The organism is Nonomuraea sp. NPDC002799 (assembly GCF_053592075.1).
The window spans coordinates 591,399-613,969 of record NZ_JBSFVA010000002.1 but is presented as its reverse complement, the minus strand read 5'-3'; the positions used below and the strand labels follow the sequence as shown (position 1 = coordinate 613,969).

Annotated in this window: 23 protein-coding genes; 13 read left to right on the top strand and 10 right to left on the bottom strand. The window is 70.9% G+C overall.

The window, feature by feature from the left end; translation table 11 throughout:
* Positions 1-44: 44 nt before the first annotated feature.
* Positions 45-1,457 (top strand): MFS transporter, encoded by a 1,413-nt coding sequence (locus tag ACWD0F_RS06605; protein WP_449872908.1) that lies wholly within the window; start codon positions 45-47, stop codon positions 1,455-1,457.
* On the opposite strand, the gene ACWD0F_RS06600 is transcribed toward ACWD0F_RS06605, so the two are convergent.
* Both ACWD0F_RS06600 and ACWD0F_RS06595 read right to left on the bottom strand, forming a co-directional pair.
* A complete protein-coding gene (locus tag ACWD0F_RS06600) occupies positions 1,418-3,298 on the bottom strand; it encodes an ABC transporter ATP-binding protein (RefSeq protein WP_449872907.1) in 1,881 nt (626 codons plus the stop codon). The genes ACWD0F_RS06605 and ACWD0F_RS06600 overlap by 40 nt on opposite strands.
* Before the next feature lie 34 nt (positions 3,299-3,332).
* A complete protein-coding gene (locus ACWD0F_RS06595; protein WP_449872906.1) occupies positions 3,333-5,396 on the bottom strand; it encodes a PhoX family protein in 2,064 nt (687 codons plus the stop codon).
* A gap of 114 nt (positions 5,397-5,510) precedes the next feature.
* Here ACWD0F_RS06595 and ACWD0F_RS06590 point away from each other — a divergent pair, with 114 nt between their 5' ends.
* On the top strand, positions 5,511-5,948 hold the full coding sequence (locus tag ACWD0F_RS06590) for a sterol carrier family protein (protein WP_449872905.1): 438 nt from the start codon (positions 5,511-5,513) through the stop codon (positions 5,946-5,948).
* Here the strand turns inward: ACWD0F_RS06590 and ACWD0F_RS06585 are convergent.
* On the bottom strand, positions 5,945-7,135 hold the full coding sequence (locus tag ACWD0F_RS06585; protein ID WP_449872904.1) for a hypothetical protein: 1,191 nt from the start codon (positions 7,133-7,135) through the stop codon (positions 5,945-5,947). The two genes, ACWD0F_RS06590 and ACWD0F_RS06585, sit on opposite strands and share 4 nt — an antisense overlap.
* 142 nt (positions 7,136-7,277) lie before the next feature.
* Between ACWD0F_RS06585 and ACWD0F_RS06580 the strand changes: the two genes are divergently transcribed.
* From ACWD0F_RS06580 to purM, 4 genes are all read left to right on the top strand, one after another.
* Positions 7,278-7,685, top strand: coding sequence for a MarR family winged helix-turn-helix transcriptional regulator (locus tag ACWD0F_RS06580; RefSeq protein WP_449872903.1), 408 nt, complete (start codon positions 7,278-7,280; stop codon positions 7,683-7,685).
* Between the two features lie 86 nt (positions 7,686-7,771).
* Positions 7,772-8,518, top strand: a complete 747-nt coding sequence (locus tag ACWD0F_RS06575) for an SDR family NAD(P)-dependent oxidoreductase (RefSeq protein ID WP_449872902.1) — start codon at positions 7,772-7,774, stop codon at positions 8,516-8,518.
* Between the two features lie 52 nt (positions 8,519-8,570).
* The gene (gene purF, locus ACWD0F_RS06570; RefSeq protein ID WP_449872901.1) at positions 8,571-10,007 is read left to right on the top strand and encodes an amidophosphoribosyltransferase; all 1,437 of its coding nucleotides are present in this window, start codon (positions 8,571-8,573) and stop codon (positions 10,005-10,007) included.
* Positions 10,004-11,029: a phosphoribosylformylglycinamidine cyclo-ligase gene (purM, locus tag ACWD0F_RS06565; RefSeq protein ID WP_449872900.1), complete on the top strand. Its 1,026-nt coding sequence runs from the start codon at positions 10,004-10,006 to the stop codon at positions 11,027-11,029. Before purF ends, purM begins: the two co-directional genes overlap by 4 nt.
* A gap of 22 nt (positions 11,030-11,051) precedes the next feature.
* Here the strand turns inward: purM and ACWD0F_RS06560 are convergent, their stop codons facing one another.
* The 3 genes from ACWD0F_RS06560 to ACWD0F_RS06550 form a co-directional block, all read right to left on the bottom strand.
* Positions 11,052-11,600: a CGNR zinc finger domain-containing protein gene (locus tag ACWD0F_RS06560; RefSeq protein ID WP_449872899.1), complete on the bottom strand. Its 549-nt coding sequence runs from the start codon at positions 11,598-11,600 to the stop codon at positions 11,052-11,054.
* Between the two features lie 143 nt (positions 11,601-11,743).
* Positions 11,744-11,971, bottom strand: coding sequence for a DUF3073 domain-containing protein (locus ACWD0F_RS06555; protein ID WP_449872898.1), 228 nt, complete (start codon positions 11,969-11,971; stop codon positions 11,744-11,746).
* 151 nt (positions 11,972-12,122) lie between these two features.
* Positions 12,123-13,202: a Glu/Leu/Phe/Val family dehydrogenase gene (locus ACWD0F_RS06550; protein ID WP_449872897.1), complete on the bottom strand. Its 1,080-nt coding sequence runs from the start codon at positions 13,200-13,202 to the stop codon at positions 12,123-12,125.
* A gap of 107 nt (positions 13,203-13,309) precedes the next feature.
* On the opposite strand from ACWD0F_RS06550, the gene ACWD0F_RS06545 reads away from it, so the two are divergent.
* The gene (locus ACWD0F_RS06545; RefSeq protein ID WP_449872896.1) at positions 13,310-14,173 is read left to right on the top strand and encodes a hypothetical protein; all 864 of its coding nucleotides are present in this window, start codon (positions 13,310-13,312) and stop codon (positions 14,171-14,173) included.
* A gap of 322 nt (positions 14,174-14,495) precedes the next feature.
* Positions 14,496-14,699: a developmental transcriptional regulator BldC gene (bldC, locus tag ACWD0F_RS06540; RefSeq protein ID WP_013133571.1), complete on the top strand. Its 204-nt coding sequence runs from the start codon at positions 14,496-14,498 to the stop codon at positions 14,697-14,699.
* 161 nt (positions 14,700-14,860) lie between these two features.
* Here the strand turns inward: bldC and ACWD0F_RS06535 are convergent, their stop codons facing one another.
* Complete coding sequence (locus ACWD0F_RS06535) at positions 14,861-15,511, bottom strand: TetR/AcrR family transcriptional regulator (RefSeq protein ID WP_449872895.1); 651 nt, start codon at positions 15,509-15,511, stop codon at positions 14,861-14,863.
* A 146-nt stretch (positions 15,512-15,657) separates the two neighbouring features.
* On the opposite strand from ACWD0F_RS06535, the gene ACWD0F_RS06530 reads away from it, so the two are divergent.
* The 4 genes from ACWD0F_RS06530 to ACWD0F_RS06515 all read left to right on the top strand — a co-directional run bounded on the left by ACWD0F_RS06530 (position 15,658) and on the right by ACWD0F_RS06515 (position 19,650).
* Positions 15,658-16,707 (top strand): LacI family DNA-binding transcriptional regulator, encoded by a 1,050-nt coding sequence (locus ACWD0F_RS06530; RefSeq protein WP_449872894.1) that lies wholly within the window; start codon positions 15,658-15,660, stop codon positions 16,705-16,707.
* 121 nt (positions 16,708-16,828) lie between these two features.
* Positions 16,829-17,092 carry a hypothetical protein gene (locus tag ACWD0F_RS06525; RefSeq protein WP_449872893.1) on the top strand — a complete coding sequence of 88 codons (264 nt, stop codon included), beginning with the start codon at positions 16,829-16,831 and terminating at the stop codon, positions 17,090-17,092.
* Positions 17,093-17,191: 99 nt separating this feature from the next.
* Positions 17,192-18,061: an N-acetylmuramoyl-L-alanine amidase gene (locus ACWD0F_RS06520; protein WP_449872892.1), complete on the top strand. Its 870-nt coding sequence runs from the start codon at positions 17,192-17,194 to the stop codon at positions 18,059-18,061.
* Positions 18,058-19,650, top strand: coding sequence for a beta-N-acetylhexosaminidase (locus tag ACWD0F_RS06515; protein WP_449872891.1), 1,593 nt, complete (start codon positions 18,058-18,060; stop codon positions 19,648-19,650). Before ACWD0F_RS06520 ends, ACWD0F_RS06515 begins: the two co-directional genes overlap by 4 nt.
* A 4-nt stretch (positions 19,651-19,654) precedes the next feature.
* Here ACWD0F_RS06515 and ACWD0F_RS06510 read toward each other — a convergent pair whose 3' ends face one another.
* From ACWD0F_RS06510 to ACWD0F_RS06500, 3 genes are read right to left on the bottom strand one after another with little or no spacing between them, the layout of a single operon-like run.
* Complete coding sequence (locus ACWD0F_RS06510; protein WP_449872890.1) at positions 19,655-20,209, bottom strand: GNAT family N-acetyltransferase; 555 nt, start codon at positions 20,207-20,209, stop codon at positions 19,655-19,657.
* Between the two features lie 37 nt (positions 20,210-20,246).
* Complete coding sequence (locus ACWD0F_RS06505; RefSeq protein ID WP_449872889.1) at positions 20,247-21,299, bottom strand: quinone-dependent dihydroorotate dehydrogenase; 1,053 nt, start codon at positions 21,297-21,299, stop codon at positions 20,247-20,249.
* A 6-nt stretch (positions 21,300-21,305) separates the two neighbouring features.
* Complete coding sequence (locus ACWD0F_RS06500) at positions 21,306-21,956, bottom strand: response regulator (protein ID WP_449872888.1); 651 nt, start codon at positions 21,954-21,956, stop codon at positions 21,306-21,308.
* Positions 21,957-21,975: 19 nt separating this feature from the next.
* Here ACWD0F_RS06500 and ACWD0F_RS06495 point away from each other — a divergent pair, with 19 nt between their 5' ends.
* Positions 21,976-22,350: a tautomerase family protein gene (locus ACWD0F_RS06495; protein WP_449872887.1), complete on the top strand. Its 375-nt coding sequence runs from the start codon at positions 21,976-21,978 to the stop codon at positions 22,348-22,350.
* The last annotated feature ends 221 nt before the right edge of the window (positions 22,351-22,571 follow it).

The window sequence follows — 22,571 nt, the reverse complement described above, 5'->3', positions numbered from 1 at the left end:
TGAACTATACGGCGTACAAGTACACCGTATAGGGGGAATGGACCATGCGATGGTGGGCACTGGGTGCGGTCACCTTGGGCACCTTCATGACGTATCTCGACAACAACGTGGGCAACGTCGCGTTACCCACGATCCAGCGTGACCTCGGGCTGACGATCTCCGGGCTGGAGTGGATCGTGAGCTCGTACATCCTGGTCTTCGCCGGCCTCATGCTGGCCGGCGGCAGGCTCGCGGACGTCTTCGGCGCCCGCCGCGTCTTCCTCGGCGGCCTGGCCGTCTTCACGCTCGCCTCGCTGGCCGCCGGGCTGGCCACCAGCGGGACGGCGCTGATCGCCGCGCGGGCGGTCCAGGGCGTCGGCGCCGCGCTGCTCACGCCCACGGCGCTGGCGTTGATCAGCCAGATCTTCCCCGACCCCGGCGAGCGCGGCCGGGCGGTGGGCATCTGGAGCATCTCCGGGGCGCTGTCCATGGCCCTCGGCCCGGCGGCGGGCGGCTTCATCAGCGAGAACCTGCACTGGGGCTGGATCTACCTGATCAACGTCCCGATCGGGGTCGCGACGTTCGGGCTCGCGTTCTGGGCGGTCCGTCCCGCCTTCACCCGGGTACGCCGCAACCTCGACCTTCCGGGGCTGGCCGCCTCGGCGATCGCGCTGTCCGCCCTGACCTACGCGCTCATCGAGGGCGCGGCGGCCGGCTGGACCTCGCCGGAGATCCTGACCGCGTTCGCCGTCTTCGCGGTGGCGGCCGTGGCGTTCGTGCTGGCCGAGACGCGGGCGGCCGAGCCGATGATCGACATGTCGCTGTTCCGGTCGAGGGTGTTCAGCGGCGGCCTGCTGACCAGCGGGATCTGGTCGTTCGGCGTCTTCGGGATCTACTTCTTCAGCGCCCTGTGGCTGCAGAACGTGCTCGGCTTCTCCCCCAGTCAAGCGGGTGCCGCGTTCGTGCCGATGGCGCTGGTCATGGCCGTCGTCGCGATCCTGTCGGCGCGCGTCACCCGGCTGATCGGCATCGGCCGCACGGTGGCGCTCGGCATGGCGCTCATGGGCTCGGCGATCTATCTGCTCTCCGGCGTCGGCGCGGACGCCGGCTACGCGGACGTCGTCCCCTGGTTCCTGCTGTACGGCCTCGGCGGCGGCCTGCTGGTCCCGCTGACGGCCGCCATCCTGAACGGGATGCCCAGGGAGCGCTCCGGCGTGGCCTCGGGCGTGCTCAACGTCTCACGCGAGGTCTTCGGCCTGCTCGGCATCACCCTGCTGGGCGCGATCCTGACCGCCCGGCAGGACGCGAGCGAGCAGCCGCCGCTGCTCGCCTTCCTCGACGGCTACCGGTTCACCCTCGTCATCGCGGCGGTGATCGTGCTGCTGAGCATCCCGGTCGCGCTCTACGCGCTGCGCGAGAACCGGGACGCCCGGCAGCCTCAGGCGGCCACCCCGGAGACCGTCGGATCCTCGAACTGAGTGCGGTACAGCTCCTCGTAACGGCCGCCCGCGGCCAGCAGCTCGGCGTGCGTGCCGCGCTCGGCCACGTGCCCGTCCTCGATCACCAGGATGAGGTCGGCGGCCCTGATCGTGGAGAGCCGGTGGGCGATGACCACGGCGGTCCTGCCTTCGAGCGCCTCGCCGAGCGCCGCCTGCACGGCGGCCTCGGAGGTGGAGTCGAGCGCCGCCGTGGCCTCGTCCAGGATCACCACCCTGGGCCGGGCCAGCAGGAGGCGGGCGATCGTCAGCCGCTGCCGCTCCCCGCCGGACAGGCGGTAGCCGCGCTCGCCCACCACCGTGTCGAGCCCGTCCGGCAGCGACTCGATGAGGGTGGCCAGTCTGGCCCTGGTGAGGGCGTCCCAGAGCTCGTCCTCGTCGGCCTCGGGGCGGGCCAGCAGCAGGTTGCCCCGGATCGAGTCGTGGAAGAGATGGCCGTCCTGGGTGACCATGCCGAGCGTGTCGCGGATGGATTCGGCGCTCAGGTCGCGTACGTCCACGCCGCCGAGCCGGACGGCGCCGGAGTCGACGTCGTACAGTCTGGGCAGGAGCTGCGCGATCGTGGACTTGCCCGCGCCGGACGAGCCCACCAGGGCGACCATCTGGCCGGGCTCGGCCCGGAACGAGACGCCGTGCAGCACCTCGTCGCCGCCCCTGGAGTCGAGCACGGCGACTTCCTCCAGCGAGGCCAGCGAGACCTTGTCGGCCGCCGGGTAGGCGAAGCGCACGTCGTCGAACTCGACCGCGACCGGCCCTTCGGGCACCGGCCTGGCCCCCGGCTTGTCCTCGATCAACGGCTTGAGGTCGAGCACCTCGAAGACCCGCTCGAAGCTCACGAGCGCGCTCATCACGTCCACGCGGGCGCTGGCCAGCGCGGTCAGCGGGGCGTACAGGCGGGTGAGGAGCATGGCCATGGACACCAGCGCGCCGGGGGCGAGCTGGCCGCGCAGGGCGTAGAAGCCGCCGAGGCCGTAGACGAGGGCCAGGGCCAGCGCCGAGACCAGGGTGAGCGCGGTGACGAAGGCCGACTGGGTCATGGCCGAGCGCACGCCGATGTCACGCACCCGGCGGGCCCGGCCGGCGAACTCGGCGGACTCCAGCGCGGGCCGGCCGAAGAGCTTGACCAGCGTCGCGCCGGGCGCGGAGAAACGCTCGGTCATCTGCGTGCCCATGGCCGCGTTGTGGTCGGCCGCCTCGCGGCGCAGCCGGGCGATCCTGCTGCCCATCCGCCGGGCCGGCAGCACGAACACGGGCAGGAGCAGCAGCGCGAGCAGCGTGATCTGCCAGGAGATCCCGATCATGGCCGTGAGCGTGAGCACGAGCATCACGACGTTGCCCGCCACGCCGGACAGCGTGTCGGTGAACGCCCGCTGCGCCCCGATCACGTCGTTGTTCAGCCGGCTGACCAGCGCGCCGGTGCGGGTCCTGGTGAAGAAGGCGATCGGCATCTTCTGCACGTGGTCGAAGACGGCCGTGCGCAGATCGAGGATCAGGCTCTCGCCCAGGCTCGCCGACAACAGCCGGCTCAGCAGCCCGAGTCCCGCCTCGACGATCGCCAGGCCCGCGATCAGCAGCGCCACCACGACCACCACGTCGACGGGCTCGGCGGTGAAGATGGCGTCCACCACCCGGCCTGCCAGCAGTGGCGCGGCCACGGCCAGGCCCGCCATCACCACGCTGAGCAGCAGGAACAGGGTCAGCCTGCGGCGGTGCGGGCGGGCGAAGCCGCCGATGCGCCGGAGCGTCGCCCTGGACACAGGACGACGCTCCCGCTGGTCGTTCATCGAGTAAAGCTGGTGCCAGGCGGTCATCTCCATGCTCATGACATGGACGTTAGGGCCTCAAGTTAAGTTGAGGTCAAGCGCCGATCTTCTTGCCCCTGCCGTGCCACACCACCGCGACCGACGGGCGCGGCTGGTCGCCGTCGGGCCAGCGGCTGGAGGGGTTGTCCGGGGTGGCGCCGTCGGTCTCGCCCGGATGCTGCACCGCGACGAAGACGCTGCGCTGGTCCGCGGTCACCAGCGGGCCGCAGGTCTCGGCGCCGACGGGGACGGTGAGGAACTGGCGCAGGTGACCGCGGTCCCTGCCGCGGACGGGCATCACGAAGAGCCCGTCGTGACTGCCGAGCTGGTTGCCGTCCGTGGAGATCCACAGGTTGCCGTCCGCGTCGAACGTCACGTTGTCCGGGCAGGAGATCGGCGAGACCTGGGTCTTGTCGAAGCCGGCGAAGTACGTGCCGGCGTCGTTGGGGTCGCCGCAGACCAGCGGGAGCGACCAGGCGAACGTCTTCTCGCCCGCGTCGTCACGCCGCTCGACGAGCTCCAGGACGTGGCCGTGCTTGTTGGATGCACGCGGGTTGGCCTCGTCCACCTGGGCCGCGGTGCGGTTGGTGTTGTTGGTCAGCGCCACGTACACGCCGCCGGTGACGGGGTTGCGCTCCATGTCCTCGGGGCGGTCCATCTTGGTCGCGCCGACCTTGTCGGCGGCCGTGCGGGTGTAGACGAGGACTTCGGCGGCGGTCATGCCGTCCACGTACGACTTGTCGCCCGAGACCAGCGGGATCCACTCGCCCGAGCCGTCGAACAGGCCGTCGGCGGGCAGCTTGCCGGAGCCGTCGATCTCGATGGCCGGGCTGTCGCCGGTGAACTTGGCCACGTACAGGGTGCCCTCGTCCAGCAGGTCCCGGTTGTGCCGGTCGAAGCCGGGGACGTAGCGGTTCTTGGAGACGAACTTGTAGATGTACTCGAAGCGCGAGTCGTCGCCCATGTACACGACGAGGCGGCCGTCGCGGGCCAGCGTCGTGGTGGCCGCCTCGTGCTTCAGCCGGCCGAGCGCGGTGCGCTTGATCGGCGTGGAGTCGGGGTCGAACGGGTCGATCTCCACGACCCAGCCGAACCTGTTGGCCTCATTGGGGTGCTTGGCCAGGTCGAAGCGCTCCTCGACCCGGTCGAAGCGGCGGCTGCCCGACGGGGTGCCGCTCGTGATCGTGTAGCGGGCGATGTAGGGCTGCTGCGCCGCCGGGACTTTGTCGCCGTTGACGAAGTACTGGTCGATGTTCTCCTCGGCGGTCAGCACGGTGCCCCACGGGGTGGTGCCGCCCGAGCAGTTGTTCAGCATGCCGACGGGCTTGACGCCGCCGGGGTCGGCGGCCGTCTTGAGCAGGTCGCTGCCCGCGGCGGGCCCGGTGAACCTCATGGGGGTCTGAGCGGTGATCCGCCGGTTGTAGCGGCGGCGTCCCTTGGTGACCAGCTTCCACTGGCCCGAGTCCTTCGCCCGCTCGATCTCCACGACCGAGCCGCCGTGCGCGGCCAGCGCGATCTTGATCTGCTCCTCGGTCGCGGCGGCGCCGCCGGTGTAGCCGCGGAACATCAGGTTCTCGTCGGTGTACTCGTGGTTCACCCAGAGCAGAGCGCGGTCGCGCCCCATCGGAAGGAGCGTCACGTAGTCGCAGTTGTAGCCGAACTGCTTGTTCTGGGCGTCGGCGCTCTGGGCCTCGAAGTCGAAGGCGGGCGCGTCGGGCGTCACGGGGTCGCCCCAGCGGACGACCACGGAGGAGGCGTAACCGTCCGGGATGCGCAGCGCGTCGTCCCTGTTCGGCGGCACGGGCGTGAAGCGGAGGTCGCCGCCGTCGCCGTTCCAGCCCTTCGCCGCGGTCGCGGCCGGCTCGTCGGCCAGCGCGGGCGCCGCCCCCGCCAGGCCCGCGCCCGCCACGATGGCGCCCAGCGCGCCGGCGCGCAGCACGCCGCGCCGCGACAGCGCCTCCTTCACGACATCGCCGAAATACGCGTTGCCGGTGGTGTTCGCCACGTCGTGCGCGCACGCGTTGCCGCAGCGGAACTGACAGGTCAGCGCGGATCGGCCACCTTTGTGCGGGGTGGAAAGCAACGGCAACAGCCGTCCGCCCGCGTTGGGGTTCGCCACAGGTCCTCCAGAAAAGTGCGCATTGGTACGGCGGGGACGTTACGGTCGCCGGCGAAACCGGAGGTGAACGACGACCTCCGTCTTGATGAACGCTTCCCGCGAGACAATGGCCGGGTGGCACCACGCAAGCTGGACCCGGAGAAACTGAGAGCCGCCCTCGACGGGCAGCTCATCGCCCTCGACGAGCCGCCCTACGACGGGCCGGCGTCCGCGCTGCCCGACGCGCTCGTGGCCGCCGTGCTGGCCGCCTACGACCGGGGGTCGCCGCCCGAGCGCGACGCGGCCAGGCAGGCCGTGCGCTACCTGCTCGACCGGCTCGCGGCCGCCTCGCCCGGCAGGACCGTCGAGGTGCGCGTGCCGCCGTACGCGGCCGTCCAGGCCATCGCGGGACCGCGCCACACGCGCGGCACGCCGCCCAACGTGGTCGAGATGGACGGGCGCACCTGGATCGAGCTCGCGCTCGGCCGCCGCACCTGGGCGGAGGCCATGGCCCAGGGACTGGTGGCCGCCAGCGGCTCCCGGGCCGACCTGTCAGGGCAACTGCCGCTCTAGTTCCGTCCGCTCATCCAGGGGAACTTGGCCTCGAAGCAGCGGTCCGCGAGCTGGCCCGGCAGGTGGGCGCACTCCTGCACCACGTTCCAGAACCAGATGGCCACGATCGCGAACAGGATCAGCGACAGGACGCTGATCACGATGCCGGCGATGGCGCGGCCCTTGCCGGCCCGCTTGGCCAGCGCCACGCAGCCGAAGACGATCGACAGGATGGCCGTGATGAGGCCCGTGAAGCAGACGAACACCAGGAAAGGGCTGGCCACGCCCAGCACGAGCGAGGCCGTGGCCAGGCCGCTGCCCGGCACCGCCTGCTGGTAGGGCTGGCCGTAGGGGGTTCCCATGGGCGGTGGCGGGCCGTAGCCGGGCGGGCCGCCGTACGGGCTGGAGGGCGTCGTGCCCGGCACGGCGGGCTCCTGGCCTGGCTGGGCGGCGTAAGCCTCCTGGGGCTGCGTGTCCTGGTACGGCGCGCCCTGGGGTGACACCTGGCCACCCGGCGGGCCTTGGGGGCCCTGATACGGCCTCTCGCCGCCAGGAAGCGGGCTCTGTTCCCCGGGACCGCCCAGAGACGGAGGCGGGGCGGCAGGCGGGCCCTGATCTCCGGACGGGCCCTGGGGCGGGCCTTGGGACGGGGCCTGATCGCCGGGCGGGGTCTGGGCGGCAGGCGAGCCTTGCGGCGGGGTCTGGCCGCCGGGTGGGGCGAAGGTCGGCTGGTCGTCCTGGTCGTATCGCGACGGACCCGGCCGGACGCCGCCCTCGTCGTTCGGAGGAGCACCCTCCCACCCCGGGTACGAGGGCGTGGCGCCGGGAATCCTGAAAACCTGCGTCTCCTCGGCGTCGCCGCCCGTGGGCTCCGGGGTCTCCGGCGAGGTGGGCAGGTCGGGATGGGACGGCTCGCCGGCCGGCCTGGGCTCGTGCGTCGGCGGCACGTCGGGCCGCGGGGCCACGGGCGGCACCACGGGGGGCGCCGGCCTGATCGGCTCCTCGGCCCTGCTCGGCTCGCCCAGCCTGGACGGCTCGTCCCGGCCGGTCGGCTCGTCCCGGCCGGTCGGCTCGTCGTCCAGTGTTCCCTCGCTCCACCAGTCGGGCGTGTGCGGCGGCGGCGCGGGGCCCGGCTCGTCCTCGTCTGGACGGCCGTCGCGCGGGTTCTGCCCCGGACGGGGCTCGTTCGGGTCCCCAGGTGTGGTCACGTCTGCGTCTCCCGACGGGTCAGCATGCCGGATACTTCACCCTTTCGCGGAAGGCCCCGGCTAAACCACGCGACACGGTAAGAGGCCGCTCATCCTTGGGTCACCATGCGCCAAAGCGGCAGGCGAAGGGCAAGATGAGTGCATGCTGGACGAGACCCTGACGTACGCGCTGATCAAGGTCATGAAGACGCACCGCAACCAGATGGCCGCCGCGCTGGTCCCCCTCGGGCTCCACGTCGGGCAGGAGCTGCTGCTCAACCAGCTCTGGCGGCAGGACGGCCTCACACAGGGCGAGCTCATCACCAGGCTCGGCGTGGAGCCGCCGACCGTGACCAAGACCCTCCAGCGGCTGGAGCGCGCCGGCCTGGTCTACCGGGCGCCCGACCCCGACCGGCCGCGGGTGGGCCGGGTGCACCTCACCGACGCGGGCAAGGCGCTGCGCGAGCCGGTGGAGGAGATCTGGCGCCGTACGGACGAGGAGCTCATGCGCGGCTTCGACGACGAGGAGCGCCACCTGCTCGCCCGGCTCGTCCGTGCCATTCCCCATTGAGCCTTTCACTCTCAGCGAAACACCCTTGCACGCTTGCCTCTTCTGTCGTTAGCTGGCTAATTAGTTGGCTAAATACGGAGGAATACATGCATGTCCTGATCACCGGTGGCTCGTCCGGCATCGGCGCCGCCACCTCCCTCGCGTACGCGCAGACCGGCGCCCGCGTCACCCTCACCTACCACTCCGGCCAGGACCGGGCCGCCGAGATCGTCAAGCGGATCGAGGCGGAAGGCGGCGAGGCCGCGGCCGTCCACCTGGACCTGGAGGACCACGCCACCATCGCCCCCGCCGTCGCCGCGGCCGGGCCGGTGGACGCCCTCGTCGCGAACGCCGTGCGCTGGGGCACGCTGCCGCCCGGCGGGGTGGCCTTCGACGACGTGCCGGCCGCCGAATGGTCGGCCGCCCTGCACGCCAACGTGGTGGGCAACGCCCTGCTCGTCCAGGCGGTGCTGCCGGAGATGCGGCGCAAGGGGTGGGGCCGGATCGTGTTCGTCTCGTCCGGGATCGCCGAGGAGGGGGTGCCGGGCCCGGGTCCGTACGGGACCGCCAAGATGGCGCTGCACGGCATGGCCCGCGCCCTCGCCTGGGAGGCCGGCAAGGACGGCATCCTGGTGAACGTGGCCGTGGCCGGGCTCACCATCACCGGCGCCCAGCGCCCGATCCCGCAGGAGGTCCTCGACCGGCTGGCCGCCCGCACGCCCAGCCGCCGGCTCTCCACGGCGGACGACCTCGCCGCCTTGATCGTCTTCCTCGGTTCCGCGGCGAACCGCAATCTCACCGGAGAGATCATCCGCGACGGATCCAACGCCGGCAGGTCGGCTCACGCGGGGTGATCCCGCCCCCCGGGTGCGCGAGCACGGAAGCGCTCGACCTAGACTGAGGCACGTGCTGAAGGGCGACGGCCGGCTCGGCCATGATCTGGACCCCGATGACCGCGCTCCCAAAGACGCCTGTGGCGTCTTCGGCGTGTGGGCACCCGGCGAGGAAGTTTCCAAACTCACCTACTACGGGCTGTACGCGTTGCAGCACCGCGGCCAGGAGTCCGCGGGCATCGCGGTCAGTGAGGGCAGCCGCATCCTCGTCTACAAGGACATGGGCCTCGTCGCCCAGGTCTTCGACGAGTCGGTGCTCGGCACCCTCCGTGGCCACCTGGCCATCGGCCACTGCCGCTACTCCACGACCGGGTCGAGCGTGTGGGAGAACGCACAGCCGACCCTCAGCTCCACCGACGTCGGCGGGCTCGCGCTGGCCCACAACGGCAACCTGATCAACACCCCGGAGCTGGCCCAGCGCCTCGCTCCGGGCTCCACCAGGGCGACCACCGACACCGAGGTCCTCACCACGCTGCTCGCCCAGGACCGCAGCCGCTCCATCGAGGACGCGGCCGCCGAGCTGCTGCCGCAGGTCAAGGGCGCCTACTCGCTCGTGTTCATGGACGAGCAGACGCTCTATGCCGCCCGCGACCCCCAGGGCATCCGCCCGATGGTCCTGGGCCGGCTGGAGCGCGGCTGGGTGGTGGCCTCGGAGACGGCCGCGCTCGACATCGTCGGCGCCACGTTCGTCCGCGAGATCGAGCCCGGCGAGATGCTCACCATCGACGAGCGCGGCGTGCGCTCGCGCCGCTTCGCGCTGGCCGAGCCCAAGGGCTGCCTGTTCGAGTACGTCTACCTCGCCCGCCCCGACACCACCATCGCGGGCCGCGGCGTGCAGGTCACCAGGGTCGAGGTCGGCCGCGTGCTGGCCCGCGAGCACCCGGTGGAGGCCGACCTGGTCATCCCCACGCCGGAGTCCGGCACCCCCGCGGCCGTCGGCTACGCCGAGGAGAGCGGCATCCCCTACGGGCAGGGCCTGGTCAAGAACTCCTACGTGGGCCGCACCTTCATCCAGCCCTCGCAGACCATCCGCCAGCTCGGCATCCGGCTGAAGCTCAACCCGCTGCGCGAGGTCGTCGAGGGCAAGCGCCTGGTGGTCGTGGACGACTCGATCGTGCGCGGCAACACCCAGCGCGCCATCGTCAAGATGTTGCGCGAGGCGGGGGCGCGCGAGGTGCACGTACGCATCTCCTCGCCGCCCGTGTCCTGGCCGTGCTTCTACGGCATCGACTTCGCCACCAGGGCGGAGCTGATCGCGGGCTCGCTGTCGGTCGAGGAGATCCGGGCCTCGCTGGGCGCCGACTCGCTGGGCTACATCTCCCTGGAGGGCCTGACCAAGGCCACCACGATCCCCGCCGACCGGCTCTGCAGGGCCTGCTTCGACGGCTCCTATCCCATTCCGATCGACCAGGACAACGTGGGCAAGTTCGTGTTGGAGAGCAAAGCGTGAGTACGTACGAGGCCGCCGGCGTCGACATCGAGGCCGGCGAGCGCGCCGTCACCCTGATGAAGGACAAGGTGGCGCGCTCGCGGCGGCCGGAGGTGGTCGACGACGCCAGCGGGTTCGCGGGCCTGTTCGACGCCTCGGCGCTGCTCCGCTACCAGCGGCCGTTGCTCGCCTCCTCCACCGACGGCGTGGGCACCAAGGTCATGATCGCCCAGCAGTACGGCAAGCACGACACGATCGGCATCGACCTCGTCGGCATGGTCCTCGACGATCTGGTGGTCTGCGGGGCCGAGCCGCTGTTCATGACCGACTACATCGCCTGCGGCAAGGTGGTGCCCGAGCGCATAGCCGAGATCGTCGGCGGGGTCGCGGAGGGCTGCCGCCTGGCCGGGGCCGCGCTGGTCGGCGGCGAGACGGCCGAGCACCCCGGAGCCATGGGCCCGGACGAATACGACCTCGCGGGCGCCGGCACCGGCGTCGTGGAGGCCGCGGCCATGCTCGGGCCCGACCGGGTGACCGCCGGTGACGTGGTGCTCGGGCTGGCGTCGTCAGGGGTGCACTCCAACGGCTACTCGCTGGTGCGTCACGTGCTGCGCGAGGCGTCCCTGTCGCTCGACACCGTGCTGCCTGAGCTGGGCCGGCCGCTGGGCGAGGAGCTGCTGGAGCCGACGCGCATCTACGCGCTCGACTGCCTGGAGCTGGCCCGCTCGGCCGACGTCCACGCGTACGCGCACATCACCGGCGGCGGCGTCGAGAGCAACCTGTCGCGCTCGTTGCCCGGCCACCTGGACGCCCTGCTGGACCGGGCGTCGTGGATGCCGCCCGCGATCTTCGGCGTGCTGGCCGAATACGGCTCCATCGCCCAGCAGGACATGGACCGCACGTTCAACCTCGGGGTCGGGATGGCGGCCGTGCTGCCCGCCGACGCGGCCGACGAGGCCATCCGGCTGCTGGCGGCGCGCGGACTGGACGCCTGGGTGCTGGGCGAGATCGTCCCGGGCAGCGGCCAGGCCCGCTACCGCTAGCCGCGCCTGGTGGTCCGGCGCGCTACCGCTCGTCCTTGTGGCGCTGGTAGTAGCGGGCCACGCGCACCCGGTTGCCGCACAGGTCGGGCGAGCACCAGCGGCGGCGCGGGTGGGCGGGCAGGAAGAGCATCGGGCACTGGGGGCCCTCGCAGGCCCTGATCCGGCCCACCCCCGGATCCGTCAGCAGCGCCGCGGCGGCCTCGGCCAGCTCGGCCAGCAGGCGGCTCAGCGCCGGGCCGTCCCTGCGGGAGCCGCTGACCAGCACCGCTCCCCTGGGCTCCAGACGCACGTAGGGCGGCGCGGCCCGCAGCGCCCGGTTGAGCGCCGCGACCGCCCCGGCCGGCGGCGGGGCGGCCTGGCGGGCGGCCTCCAGGGCCGCTGACACGTGGCCGCGCAACTCCCGGACGGCCGGCAGGTCCGCCCGGGTGAACGGGGTTTCCGGCGCCGTGAGACGACCGGCCTGCTCGGCCAGCCAGTCGTGGAAGCCCGCCACCTCGTCCAAGGCGTCATAGGCGGCGCCGCGCGTGTTGACCAGATCCAGGGCGAGCGGCTCACCCGTCAGCAGCTCCATGCCCTAACGGTATATCGCATCATTGACGCATTAGCCGGCCGAGGGCAAACGAAAAGCCCCACGGTCACCCGTGGGGCCCGATGATCGTGTACGAGGATCCGGCGCGGACGCCGGGCCCTCGGCCACGTCAACCAGGAGAGCGGCTAACGGCGGCCGGATGAGCGGCCATCGTCGTCGTCCCCGGCGCCATAGTCATCGGCGTAATCGGCATAGCGCTCCGCCAGCTCATCGTTGGGCTCGTCGGCGTCGTCAACGCTGGAGTCTCCGACCCCGAGTTCGTCGCGAAGACGATCAAGATCTGTGCCACCGCTGTTGTACTTCAGCTGGCGAGCAACCTTGACCTGCTTGGCCTTTGCTCGGCCGCGCCCCATTGGCTCGACCCCCTCGTGTGGGGTCGTCCCCGACCCCTCGTCGCTAACGCACCACACACTGACGCCGCCTGACTTTGGGCGTCAGCCTATCGTTCGCCTATTACCGTACCTGTTTTGTGCCCAGCTCGGTACGTCGTATGGGCGTGGGGCGTCAGTGGCCCAGCCAAATGGCCCTAATACGCCCGACTTCCGACATTCTGCGCTCGGCTAGCCTATCCGCTGCGACCGCAGGAGGTACGCCCTCCTCCGCGGCGATTCGGAAGATTTTCAGAGTCGTGTCGTAGATCAGCGTGGCCTTGGCCCTGGCCCGTTCCATGCTGAAACCCTCGATCTCGTCGGCGACCTGGATCACGCCTCCCGAGTTGACCACGTAGTCGGGCGCGTACAGGATGCCCCGCTCGGCGAGCTGCTTCTCGACCCCGGCGTGGGCGAGCTGGTTGTTGGCCGCGCCACAGACGATCTTCGCCCGGAGCCGGGCGACGGTGTCGTCGTCGAGGGCGCCGCCCAGCGCGCAGGGGGCGAACACGTCGATGTCGGCGGAGGTCAGCGCCGCGGCGTCGGCCACCACGCCCACGTCGGGATGGCGCAGGCGCACCCGCTCGACCGCCTTCGGATCGACGTCGCAGATCACCACCTCGGCGCCGTCCTCGCGCAGGAGGTCGACCAGGCGGTGGCCCACCTTGCCGACCCCTTCGACCCCGACCCGCCTGCCGTGCAACGACGGCGTGCCGTGGACGACCTCGGCCGAGGCGCGCATGCCCTGGAAAACCCCGTAAGCGGTGAGGATCGACGAATCACCCGCTCCGCCGTGCGCCAGCGTGCGCCCGGTCACGTAGCGTGACTCCCGGGCGACGATGTCCATGTCCTCGCTGTAGGTGCCCACGTCGCAGGCGGTGATGTAGCGCCCGCCGAGCGACTCGACGAACCTGCCGTAGGCGCGCAGCAGCGCCTCGCTCTTGTCGCGCGCCGGGTCGCCGATGATGACGGCCTTGCCGCCGCCCAGGTCGAGCCCGGCCAGCGCGTTCTTGTAGGCCATGCCCTTGGCGAGGTTGAGCACGTCGGCCAGGGCCGCCTGCTCGCTCTCGTACGGATAGAAGCGGGTGCCTCCCAAAGCCGGCCCCAGCCTCGTGTTGTGGATGGCGATGATGGCGCGCAGGCCGCTCTGCTCGTCGGCGCAGAACACGACCTGCTCGTGGACGTCCTTGTGGGACGTGCCGAAGACGTCGGTCACGGTAGTGACTCCCTGTCAGGTCCACCGCATCTTCGCGGCGGAGATCAGCCCCAGCGTAGTAAAGCCACAACGGTGCACGCGGGTTCGCTTCGTGACACGATGCCTCCGTGCTGCCCTATGCCGCCTACCTCCGCGTCTATGAGCCACTGACCGCGTTCGCCGAGTCCGAGCGCAAGGCATGGGCCGAGTACGCCGAATCACGCGACCGCCCCCGCCGCGCGAACGCGCTCAACGCGGAGCACGGCGAGTCGGTGATGCGCCTGCTCGGCGTGCCTCCGCACCCCGTTCCCGCTCAGGAGAGCCCCAACGCCTATCTGCGGCGCGTTGAGGACCGCTTGTACGTTTGCCCCTGGCAGACGCGTCTGCGCTCGTGGCTGGCGTTCTCACGGCTTCGTGGCGCCACCCCGGCCAAGCTGATGGATCGCCTGGTGCCGAAGACGATCGCCGAGCAGACCGCCGACGCATTCGACACATACAAGCGCAAGGCCGGTTCGTCAGCATTGCGTACGCACATTCGCACCACGGCGTGGCATGTGCCCCCGGCGTGGTTCGTGCCGTTTGATGGAAACGAGCGCTGGCTGGTGCTCGGCTCCGCCAACCCGGGACAGGACGTGACGACGGCTACCGGACGCAACCTCATCTACGTCACCTCCATGGCCCAGGCCAGGAGGCGGTCCGCGCGCGCACTCAGCGTGATGCGCCGGCACCTGGGCGACGTGGCGTCCAACTTCGACGTGGAGGACGTCGCCAGGTGGCTGGAAGAGTTCCATCCGCACTCGCTGGTGGAGCTCGACTACGGCGGGCTCGTGCACCTCATGGACGACGACGCGCTGCAGGCCGACCAGTCGGTCGCGGAGCTTTCCGCGGCTCTCACGGGCCTGGACACGGGTCAAGAAGAACTTGCCTACGCCATGTACCAGAGGGTCATCCTCCGGTGGAAGTCAATGCAACTGCTGGAATCTGCCAACTGAGCCCCAATACGACTGTCTGACCTGCATGAGTAGGTCACGTCTCGCGGCTGCTCTCTTCTGCGAACTGAGTAGTTTGCCGTTTTCACTGCGATACCACGAACCGTGTCGCTAGAATCACCGAGCGTGACATCGCCATGGGGGCGGGCAGTTGGGTCAAAGAAGGGCTCGCCAATCGCTCTGCGTGGCGGTATGGTCACATCGGGTGATGCCGCATATGGCTTAGAAAAGCCGCACGCTCTGCGCCATAGGCGGACATCCGTGACACGCGCAAAGGCAGTCACAGGATCGCTGAGCCGGTCCACACGGAGGAGAGGCCGCACAAATGTCAGCTCGTACACCCGAGGCCGAGCCACTGCTCACGCCCGCTGAGGTCGCGACCATGTTCAGGGTCGACCCCAAGACCGTTACGCGGTGGGCCAAGGCGGGCAAGTTGACGTCGATTCGTACCCTCGGCGGTCATCGGCGTTACCGGGAGACCGAGGTTCGCGCACTGCTCGCGGGGATTCCGCAGCAGCGCTCCGAGTAGTCGAAGGGTCGTCACCGACCTCAGGGGGGTTGAAGGGTGGACCAGGCCGGCACTGGGGCCCGGTCCACCGAAGTGACGACGTGACGTCGTACGGGAAGTTGGCGCCGCCGCGTCCGGCGCCATCCTTCCCGCTGTTACGCGGACCGCGCTGTTACACGCTGTTACGCGAGCCGCTCCAGCAGGGCCGCGACCTCGCCGTCATAGGCGGCGGCCACGCCCAGCAGCGCCACCATGTGGTCGACGAGCATCTTCTCCAGCTTCGCTCGCTCTATGTCACGATGCTCCAGCCAGTCGAGACCGGCCGTCTCGACCGAGGCGATCCACGACCTCAGCGTCGTGCGCAGCACCGGGCTCGGCGTCTCGACCCGCATCTGCTTCTGGATGAGGCGGAAGAGCCGGCGGCGCACACCGTCGACGATCTCGCCGACCTCGCCCGACCTGTTGGCGGGGCCACCGCGCAGCAGCGCGGCGAAGCCGGCCGCGTGCTCCTCGACGAAGTCGAAGTAACGCCGTAGCCCGGAGGCCAGCTCGTCGAGCGGCCGGCCCGCCTCCTGGGGGCGCAGCCGGGATTCGAGCTGCTCCGCCGCGCTGCGCAGCGCGGCCACGTAGAGCTCCTGTTTGCCGCCGAAGTAGTGGTAGACCAGCGCCCGCGAGGCGCCTGCCGCGGAGGCCACGTCGTCGATCGAGACGTCTTCCGCGTCGCGGGTGCTGAACAGCTCCAGTGCGGCCGCCATGAGCTCTTCGCGACGGCGGTCCACGCTGAGCCTGCGCCGAGCAGGTCGTGCCGTCTCGGCTGACTTCCCGGGTGTCACACCTGCACAGTATCCGACGCCGTGCCCAATAGCTGACGTGTGCTTACGCGGTCAATATGGAGCTCTCCGGTAATGAACCCGTACCCTGCGGCGAACTCGATCGTTTGGTGAGACAGGTGCCCATTTCCGCATCGCGGGGGAGACACATGTCAGGACCGCCCGTCAACACTTCAACTATTACGGAGCTGAAAGAGGTAGACGCCCTGCCTCGGCCCAGACCGACCATCCGCAATGTCGCCGAGCGAGCCGGCGTCTCGAAATCGCTGGTCTCCCTCGTGCTGCGCGGATCCCCGCACGTGAGCGAGCACCGGCGCCAGGCCGTGCTGCAGGCCGCCCGCGAGCTCGGCTACCGGCCGAACGCGGTGGCGCGAAGCCTGGTCGAAGGCCGTACGCATCTGGTCGGCGCGCTCGTCGCCGATCTGCACAATCCGTTCTACGCCGAGTTCCTCGACGGCCTGCAGGAAAGCCTGCACGGCGACGGGCTGCGCATGCTGATCGGGAACAGCCAGTGGGACCCCGCGTTCGAGGACGAGGCCGTCGAGGCCTTCCTGGAGCTCAGGGTCGACGGGCTGGTCCTGCTGGGCATCGCGCCGACCAGCGAAACGCTGATCGAGGCCACCGCCTACACCCCCACCGTCGTCGTAGGGGAACGTGACATCGAGCTCGACGGCGTCGACATCGTGGTCGACGACGACCAGCTCGGCGCCCGCCTGGCCATCGACCACCTGGTCGGGCTGGGGCACAAGCGCATCGCGCACATCGAAGGCCCGCGATCGTCACGCTGCGAGGGTTATCTCGTGGCGATGCGCAGGCACTCGCTGGCGCCGTACATCATGGTCGAGGCTTCGGACTCGACCGAGGACGGCGGCAGGGCGGCGGCGCTCGCGCTGCTGACCCGTGAGCCCAGGCCCACGGCCGTCTTCGCCGCCAACGACGTGGTCGCGCTCGGCGTCCTCTCCGCCGCCGACGAGCTGGGCCTGCGCGTGCCCGGCGACCTTTCCGTGGTGGGGTACGACAACACGCACCTGTCGGCCTCCCGCCAGATCTCGCTCACCTCGGTCGACCAGCCGCGCCGCGCCATGGGCAGGTCGGCGGCCGCGCTGCTGAGCGACCGGATCGGTGACCCCGCCAAGCTCGCGCGTCTGCGGGAGATCCGCCCTGAGCTGATCGTGCGACGCAGCACGGGGCCCGCCTAAGGAAGCATCAAAGCTGGGTCAAGCCGTGTGGCCGCGCCGCCACACGGCGGTTTACTCGGCAGGGTCATGCTATTTGCAGCCGGATTCGGTCCGGCCGCGATCTGATCCGGGGGGAACAGTCATGCGTGATCCAGAATTGGTGTCCTGCGCCCAGCGCGCGGCGGCCGAGCTCGAACGCGCCTGGGGTCACTGGCGGGCGGGCCGGGGGCGGGGCGACGGCGGCACCGACGGCGGCGGCGGCGCGGAATCGGTCGCCAGCTATGTCGCCCACTCACTCGACCACCCGTGGGGCCGGCCCCGTGTCGTGCTCGGGCTCGACGCCGAGGACGCACGGGAGCTGGCCGCGCTGCTGGAGCGGCAGGAGGTCGGCGAGCGCGTGTGGTGAGAACGTGGCGAATCGGGCACCGTGTCCCGGCGTGAGACGGCACGCGCCGCGTTTGGCATAAGACGGGCCTGAGTTCCTGGTTGCCGTAAGTTGGCTTGCATGCGTGCTCTACCAGCCTCAGTCCTCGCCGTCTGCGGCCTGATCGCCTCCGCGTGTGGCGGCACCGGCTCCGGTGACGCCGCGGCAGGTCAGGCCGCCCCTGCGGCCACCGTCCAGCCGACCACGGGGCGGCAGGCCCCGGCGGACGAGGCGCCCACAGTGCAGCCGACCACGGGGCAGCCGCCTGCGGAGAAGCCGGCCGAGGCGAAGCCGCTCGACGGCAAGGTCGTGGTCATCGATCCCGGCCACAACGGCGGCAACTACCGCAACCCGGCGGCCATCAACCGCAAGGTCAACGTGCTCACCCAGTGGAAAGAGTGTGACACCACGGGCACCGCGACCAACAACGGCTACAGCGAGGCCGCCTTCACCTGGGACGTCTCCAAGCGCCTCACCAAGATCCTCAAGAGCCGCGGCGCCACGGTCAAGCTGACCAGGAGCGGCAACAACGGCGTCGGCCCGTGCATCACCGAGCGGGCCGCCATCGGCAACAAGGCGAAGGCGGACGCCGCGATCTCCGTGCACGCCGACGGCTCCGCGCCCGCCAACCACGGCTTCCACATCATCATGCCCAAGAAGATCAACGGGCCGGTGGACAAGGTGGTGGGCGCCTCCAGCAAGCTGGGGACCTCCGTGCGCGACGCCTACAAGGCGGGCACGGGGCTGCCCTACTCCACCTACGTCGGCAGCAGGGCGCTCAACTACCGCAACGACCTCGGCGGGCTCAACCTGTCCACGGTGCCCAAGATCTTCATCGAGACCGGCAACATGCGCAACGCCACCGAGGCGGCCAAGTTCCAGGACCCGGCGTTCCGGCAGCGGATCGCGGTGGCGCTGGCGAACGGATTGCAGCACTATCTCAAAACATGATTCCTAACCCTGCGCTGATCAGCGACCTTTCCGGCTCCTTCGAGCTGACCTCGGGCGCGACGGTCTCCGGCGATCTGGCCGATGCCGTACGCGTTGCGCTCCCTCTGCTCGACCTGCGCCCCGGCGACTCCGGTGAGATCGACGTCCGGCGGGACCCCGCGCTGGGCGAGGAGGCCTACCGGCTGACCGTGGGCTCACGGGGGATCGAGATCGTGGCCGGCGGGCGTCCGGGGGCGTTCTACGCGGCGCAGTCGTTGCACCAGTTGTTGCCGGCCGCCTCCTACCGGTTCTCGGCGGAGGCGGCGTGGCCGGTGCCGGGGGTGCGGATCGAGGACGCGCCCCGGTTCGGCTGGCGGGGGCTGCACCTTGACGTGGCGCGGCACTTCTCCCCCAAGCGGGAGGTGCTGCGGCTGATCGACCTGATGGCGGTGCACAAGCTCAACCGGCTGCATCTGCACCTGGTGGACGATCAGGGGTGGCGGGTGGAGAGCCGGGCCTACCCGCTGCTGCACGAGGTCGCCTCGCACCGGCCGCGGACGGCGACCAACTACTTCGGGGATCCCGCGGCGTACGACGGCGTCCCGCACGGCGGCTACTACACGCTCGACGACCTGGCGGAGATCGGCGCCTACGCCCGGGCCCGCTGCGTCACGATCGTGCCCGAGATCGACGTGCCGGGGCACGCGTCGGCGATCCTGGCGGCGTATCCGGCGCTGGGAGCCACCGGGGAGCCGCACGACGTGCTCGACCGGTGGGGCATCTCCCCCGCGATCCTGTCGCCGCTGCCGCCCACCGTGGAGTTCCTCACCACGATCTTCGACGAGCTGATCGGGGCGCTGGGCGAGACGCCTTACGTGCACATCGGCGGCGACGAGGTCGTGCTCGACCACTGGGCCGGCAGTGCGGAGATCACCGCGTACCGCGACCGGCTCGGGCTGGCCACGGTGAACGACCTGCAGGCGTGGTTCCTGCGGCAGCTCGCCGACGCGCTGGCCGCGCGCGGCGCCAGGGCCGTGGTGTGGGACGAGGCGTTCGTCAGCGGCATGCTCCGGCAGGACACGATCGTCATGCCGTGGCGCGGCATGGGTGTGGGGCGGCGCGCCGCCGCCGCCGGGCACGACGTGGTGGCGACCCCGGTCTTCCCGCTGTACTTCGACTACGCGGAGGCGTCCTCGCCCGACGAGCCGATGTCGATCGGTGACGCGATCACGGTCGAGGACGTGGCCGCGTTCCGCCCGGCGCCCGGGGAGTGGACGGACGAGGAGCGCGCCCGGGTCATGGGGGCGCAGGCGCAGTTGTGGACGGAACGCGTGCCTGACGCCCGCATGGTGGACTACCGGATGTGGCCGCGGGCCTGCGCGCTGGCGGAGGTCGCCTGGTCGGGCACGCCCGCCGAGGGCTTCGCCGGACGGCTGACCGAGCACCTGGGACGGCTGGACGCGATCGGCGTGGAGTACCGGCCGCCGGCCGGGCCGCGTCCGTGGCAGCGCCGGCGACCGCACCGGCCGAGCGACGTGCAGGTCGCGGAGAACATGGCGGGCCTCGACTCCATGACGCACCACGCCGAGTCGACTCGGCCCAGCGTGTGAGCGCTCAGAAGGCGGGGCGCTCGTTGAGGATGCGCTGGAACAGGCGGTGGTCCTGCCAGCGCCCGTCGATCTCCAGGTAGCGCGGGGCGGTGCCGAAGAGCTCGAAACCGCACTTGCCCAGGACACTCTGGGAGGCGGCGTTGTCGAGCAGCGTGCCGGCCGCGATCCGGTGCAGTCCGAGGTCCTGGTCGGCCATCCGGCACACCTCCAGCACCGCCTTGGTGGTCAGGCCGCGTCCCGCGTAGCCGGCGTCGATCCAGTAGCCGAGGTTGGCGTTGAGGAAGGGGCCGCGCACGATGTCGTTGAGCGTCATGCGCCCCACGACCTCATCGCCGTCGGCCAGGACCCACGCCATGGCGCGGCCGTCCGCCTGCTGCGCCAGCAGGTTCGTGAGCCGGTGCGCCTGGCCGGACAGGGTGAAGTACTCCTCCGGCCGGCGCGGCTCCCAGCGCCGCAGGTGCTCGCGGTTGCGCAGGCAGGCGCGCAGCACGGCCTCCGCGTCCTGTTCGGTGGCCGGCCGGAGTACGACGTCGTCGGTAAGTTTTACCTCTGTGATCACCCGTCTACGATAGAAGACGCCCTTTTGCACTGGCCCTTCAGGCGACGCGGCCGACGGCCTCGGTGATGGACGTGAGGCCGTGGCGGCGTACACGTCGGGAAAGCTGACGGTGGATGCGGGACGCCCAGAACGGGCCGCCGTAGATCCAGCCCGTGTAGCCCTGCACCAGGGTCGCGCCGGCCAGGATGCGCTCCCAGACGTCGTCGGCGTCCTCCACCCCGCCCGCCGACACCAGCGTGAGGCGGTCGCCCACCTTGGCGCGCAGGCGGCGCAGCACCTCCAGGGAGCGGGCCTTGAGCGGCCGGCCCGACAGGCCGCCGGTCTCCCCGCCGTGCTTGATCGTGGTGTTGGTGGCGATGATGCCGTCGAGGCCGAGCTCCACCGCCAGCTCGGCGACCGCGTCGACGTCCTCGTCCGCGAGGTCCGGGGCGATCTTCACCAGCAGCGGCGTGCGCTTGGGCGTCGCGTCGGCGACCTCCTTGACCGCGACGAGCAGCGGCCGCAGCAGCTCGACGGCCTGCAGGTTGCGCAGTCCTGGCGTGTTGGGCGAGCTGACGTTGACCACCAGGTAGTCGGCCAGGGCGGCGAGCCGCCTGGCGCTGGCCACGTAGTCGGCCACGGCCTCCGACTCGGGCACCACCTTGGTCTTGCCGATGTTCACCCCGACCACGACGGGGACGCCGCGGGGGCGGCGGAGCCTGCGGGCCGCGGCGGCGGCGCCGGCGTTGTTGAAGCCCATCCGGTTGATCACCGCATGCTCCCCCACCAGCCTGAACAGGCGCGGCCGGGGGTTGCCCGGCTGGGCGTGGGCGGTGATGGTGCCGACCTCGACGTGGCTGAAGCCGAGGGCGGCGATGCCCTCGGCGCAGGCGGCGTCCTTGTCGAAGCCGGCGGCCAGCCCGAGAGGCCCGGGGAAGTGCACGCCGAAGGCGGTCACCCGCAGGGCCGGGTCGCGCGGCGCGAGCGCTCGGTGCAGCAGCCGCTTGAGCAGCGGCAACCGCGCGAGGAGCGCGAGGGCGCTCACGGTCATATGGTGCACGGCCTCGGCGTCGAAACGCCGCAAGACCTGCGTGAACACGAGGCGATACATCACGGGTCAGGTTACCAACCCGGCCTCGTGGGCGATGATCGCGGCCTGTACGCGGTTGCGCACCGCCAGTTGGGTGAGGATGACACTCACGTACGCCTTCACCGTGCCCTCCACGATGTGCAGCCTGCGGGCGATCTCCGCGTTGGGCAACCCGGCGCCGAGCAGGGCGAGCACCTCGCGCTCGCGCTCCGTCAGGCGCTCGATGCGGTCGCGGGCCCGCGCGCCCCTGGCCATCCTGCCGTCCGAGAGCTGGGCGATGACCCGCTGGGCGACCTTGGGCGACAGGTAGGCGGCGCCCTCGGCCACCGCGTGCATCCCGGCGATCAGCTCGCGCGGGTCGCCCGACTTGAGCAGGAACCCGCTCGCCCCCACGTCGAGCGCCTTGGCGATGTAGTCGTCCTCCCCGAAGGTGGTCAGCATCACCACGGCCGTCCCGGGCGCGGCGCGGCGGATCTCGGCCGCCGCCGCCAGGCCGTCGAGCCTGGGCATGCGGATGTCGAGCAACGCCACGTCGGGGTGGTGGCTGATGGCCAGGTCCACGGCCTGCCTGCCGTCCCCGGCCTCGGCCACCACCTCCAGCGACGGGTCCGAGGCCAGGATCGCCCGGATGCCGGCGCGGATCATGGCCTCGTCGTCGGCCAGGAGAATACGGATCACCTGCCCTATATTGGCCGACATGGCACAGGTGAAGGTGTACGGACGCAGGGACGTGTGGGCGGGACGTCAGCAGGAGGTCTCGGATCTGCTGCAGTCGTGCTTGGTGAGCGCGTGGGGAGTGCCGCAGGACAAGCGGTTCCACCGGTTCCTGCTGCTGGACGCGGACGACTTCGTCTGCCCCCAGCGGAGCGAGAGCTACCTGATCATCGAGGTGGTCTGCTTCAGCGGGCGCAGCGAGGACGCCAAGCGGGCGCTGATCCGGGCGCTCTACGACAAGTGGCCGCACGACCCCCAGGATCTGGAAATCACCATCATCGAGATGCCCAAGGTCAACTGGGGGATCCGGGGCGTTCCCGCTGATGAGCTGGCGCTGTCGTACAAGGTGGAGGTCTAGGTTTGCCTGGGGCCGTCCCGGTGCTGCCGCCGATCGCCGCGGCGTTGGCGCGGACGGCTCCGTCGTGGCCGCACCAGTACGCATCCTGGCCGGCCATCGCGCCAGGACCGTTGCACGCAAGCTTCCGTCAGCGCGGATCGACTGGAACACGACCGCCGGGGCGGGCGGGCCGGTGTGGTCAGCGCCGTCCTGTTTCCTGGGCCGGTGACCAGGAGAGCGGG